The sequence below is a fragment of the Nonomuraea sp. K271 genome (assembly GCF_009908215.1).
In the GTDB taxonomy this organism is placed as follows: Bacteria; Actinomycetota; Actinomycetes; order Streptosporangiales; family Streptosporangiaceae; genus Nonomuraea; species Nonomuraea longispora.
The window spans coordinates 1-2,941 of the sequence record NZ_JAAAHR010000331.1 but is presented as its reverse complement, the minus strand read 5'-3'; the positions used below and the strand labels follow the sequence as shown (position 1 = coordinate 2,941).

Sequence of the window (2,941 nt, the reverse complement as noted above, 5' to 3'; positions counted from 1 at the left end):
GCGGAGGAGCGGCCCGCGGGAAGGAAGGTTCCGCTGTTCGTGGCGGGCGCGTCGGCGCTGGCGGTGATCGTGGGCGTCGGCAGCGTGGCGCTGGCCATGAGCGGCGGCCCGGGCACCGAGGTGCAGCAGCGGCAGCCCGTGGCCGCCACCGCCCCCGGCGACCAGGACCCCGCCACCCCGCCCCAGGACGACGCGCAGCCGTCGGCCGTCCCGCAGCCCACGCGATCAGGCGATTCCCACACGCGGCCGGACGAGTCCCGCACGCGGCCGTCGTCCGGCCCGGCGACGTCGCCGCCCACCCGCCGGCCCGTCACCGACCCGCAGGACGTCGCCAGATACCGCCCGAAGAACCTCGAAGTGGTCTCCGACAACGGCACCACGGTGACGCTGGCCTGGAAGGCGGTCCGCAAGAGTGGCTATCCCACGGTGGTGCAGCAGGCTCCCGGCGATCGCCTCATGTCGGCGACGGGCGACGCCGGCACGTACACCGTCGGGGGTCTGGACCCGGTCACCGGCTACTGCTTCAAGGTCGGCGCCGTGGTCGCCCTCGGCCAGCCCTCGTCGGTCGCCTGGTCGCCGGCGTTGTGCATCCGCGGAGCCACGGAGGCGGACCCGCGCGGGCAGGACGAGGAGGCCCAGCCTCCCATCGTGCTCCCCCCGGCCAGCCCGCCTCCCTCGTGACGGCCCTCGTGACGGCCCGGCAGGTCAACCCACCAGGGACCGAGGTGAGAGACGGCGGGCGAGCCGGACGGGCAGCCCGGCGCGCTGCCTGACCAGCCGGTCGGCCTCCGCGAAGTGCCGCCAGGCCCGCTCCGCGTCGGCCTGGTCCACGGGCGCGTCGCCGAACCTCGCGCGGTTCGCCAGTTCGGCGAGCGCCGTCAACGGCTCCCGCGCCGCCGTCCCCAGAGCGGATTCGGCCAGTACAGCCACTTCGCGCGCCGCCAGCGTGCCCGAGCGCGGGATCCCGGCGCCGCGCAACCGGAGCACGGTCTCCCGCCACGCGCCCGCCACCCGCGCCGCCGGGGTGGCGCCGCGGCGGCGACGGCGCATGCGACGCAGGGGCGGCACGACGGCCACGGCGAGCGCGTAGACCAGGACCGCGCCCGCCGCGACCGCCACCCAGACGAGCGGCCCGGCCGTGGCGCCGGAATCCGCGGGTTTCCCGGGCTTCGCGGTCCGCGCGGGGGTGGGGCGTCCCGCGGTGGTCGGTGTCGGCCGGGGTTCGGAGGAGTCGCTGTTGATCGCCTGCTCGATCTCCTTGGCCTGCTTCGGCGTGCCCTCCGCCACGTCGCCGCCCCCGCCGGAGCGGGTGCGCGAGGGCGTCGGGTAGAACGGCACCCACCCGATCCCCTCGAACCCGACCTCGGCCCACGCGAGCACGTCCCCGCCGCGCACCTGCCGTACGCCGCCCTCCGCCGCCTCGCCGGGGCGGAAGCCGACGACGATCCTGCTGGGAAGTCCGAGAGAGCGGGCGAGCAGCGCGAACGACGCGGCGAACTGCTCGGTCGTCCCCCTGCGCGACTCGGTGAGGAAGAACTCGATCGCCCGGTAACCGTGCCCCGGCGGCGCGGTGACGTCGTTCTTGGCGTGTTCGCGCAGATACGTTGCCAGCCGCGCGGCCTGCTGGGCGGGGCCGCGCGCCCCCGCCGTGGCGCGGCGGGCGATCTCGGCGAAGCCGTCGCGCTGCGGCGGCGTACGCCCGTCGGGGCCGTCCGGCAGGCTGACCAGGGTGGGGTCGTCGAGCGGGGTCACGTTCCGCAGCTCGCCGGAGACGTAGCGGCGCACCCCTGACGTCACCTCGTACGTCATGCCCTCACCGGCCCGCGCGCTGGCCAGCATGCCGGTGGCCGGGTCGACCACGATGCCGGCGCCTTCGGCGAGCAGCGGGCGGTCGGCGGCGGGCAGCCACGGGCCGGGCAGCTTCTGCAGCGTGAGCCGCTGCCGTACGGTATCGCGGGAGCCCTGGTCGCCGGGCACGCGCCCGCCCGTGGGAACGAATCCGGCGTTCGACCCCCAGGTGACGCCGTCGAAGGTGTCGAGGACGGCCAGCCGGAGGTTGGCGTCGGAGGTGGTGCTGACGGTGAACAGCTCGCGCTGGGGGTGCTGCAGCCACGCCGACACCTGGTCGAGGGCGCTCACTCCGGAGATCGGGCGCGGGGGCGGCTGTTCGACCAGCCGGCGCACGTCGTACGGGCGGTCCGCCATGGGCAGGACGGGCGCCGCCACGACGGCGGCAAGCACCAGGCAGGCCAGCAGCGGCACGCCGGCCACGCAGGTCCACGCCGACCGGCCGGCCCTGACGAGCGCGAGCAGCAACGCGACCCCGGCGAACACGGCCGCGTACGGCACCGCGGAGCCCACGCCCGCGACGCCGAGCACGACGGCGACGGCGAGCACGGGCAGCGCGGCGAGGGCGGGCAGCAGGACGGCCCTGGACCGCAGCGCGAGCTCCGCGCCGGCCGTCGTCGCCGCCCACACGAGGAAACTGACCAGCACGATCGCCCGGCTGCCGGGGGCGGCGGGAAGGATGGTGGTCAGCAGCCAGCCGGTCGCGTCGCGCGCGCCGATCAGGGCGGCCCGCGCGCTCGCCGGGCTGGGCACGGCTCCCAGCCACGCCTCCGCCTGGTAGAGGGTCGCGGACACGGCGGTCAGCCAGGCCAGCACGTGCATCGGGATCGTGCCCCAGAGCGGCAGCCGCCCGGACAGCAGCAGCGTCAGCATGCACGGCGCCACGGCGGCCAGGGCGACCACGGGAAGCAGCGCGGACAGCGGGAACACCCCGTCGAACGCCAGCCCGGCCGTCGCGGCGAGCAGCGCGACGACCACCACGGACGCCGCCCTGCGCGCGGGCGACCCGGCGACCGGCGGGGTCAGGCCGGAAGCCGATCCAGGGGCCTGAGCATGAGCCGGGCCAGGCGCCGAGCCCGGAGCAGCGCCGGCT

General features: G+C 76.7%; 1 protein-coding gene and 1 pseudogene. One reads left to right on the top strand and one right to left on the bottom strand.

What is annotated here, in order from left to right; translation table 11 throughout:
* A pseudogene (locus GUY59_RS46530) lies at window positions 1–681 on the top strand (hypothetical protein); the annotation flags it as partial.
* 24 nt (window positions 682–705) lie between these two features.
* Here GUY59_RS46530 and GUY59_RS46525 read toward each other — a convergent pair.
* A partial coding sequence (locus GUY59_RS46525) for a transglutaminaseTgpA domain-containing protein (protein ID WP_236668163.1) occupies window positions 706–2,941 on the bottom strand: 2,236 nt, incomplete at its 5' end.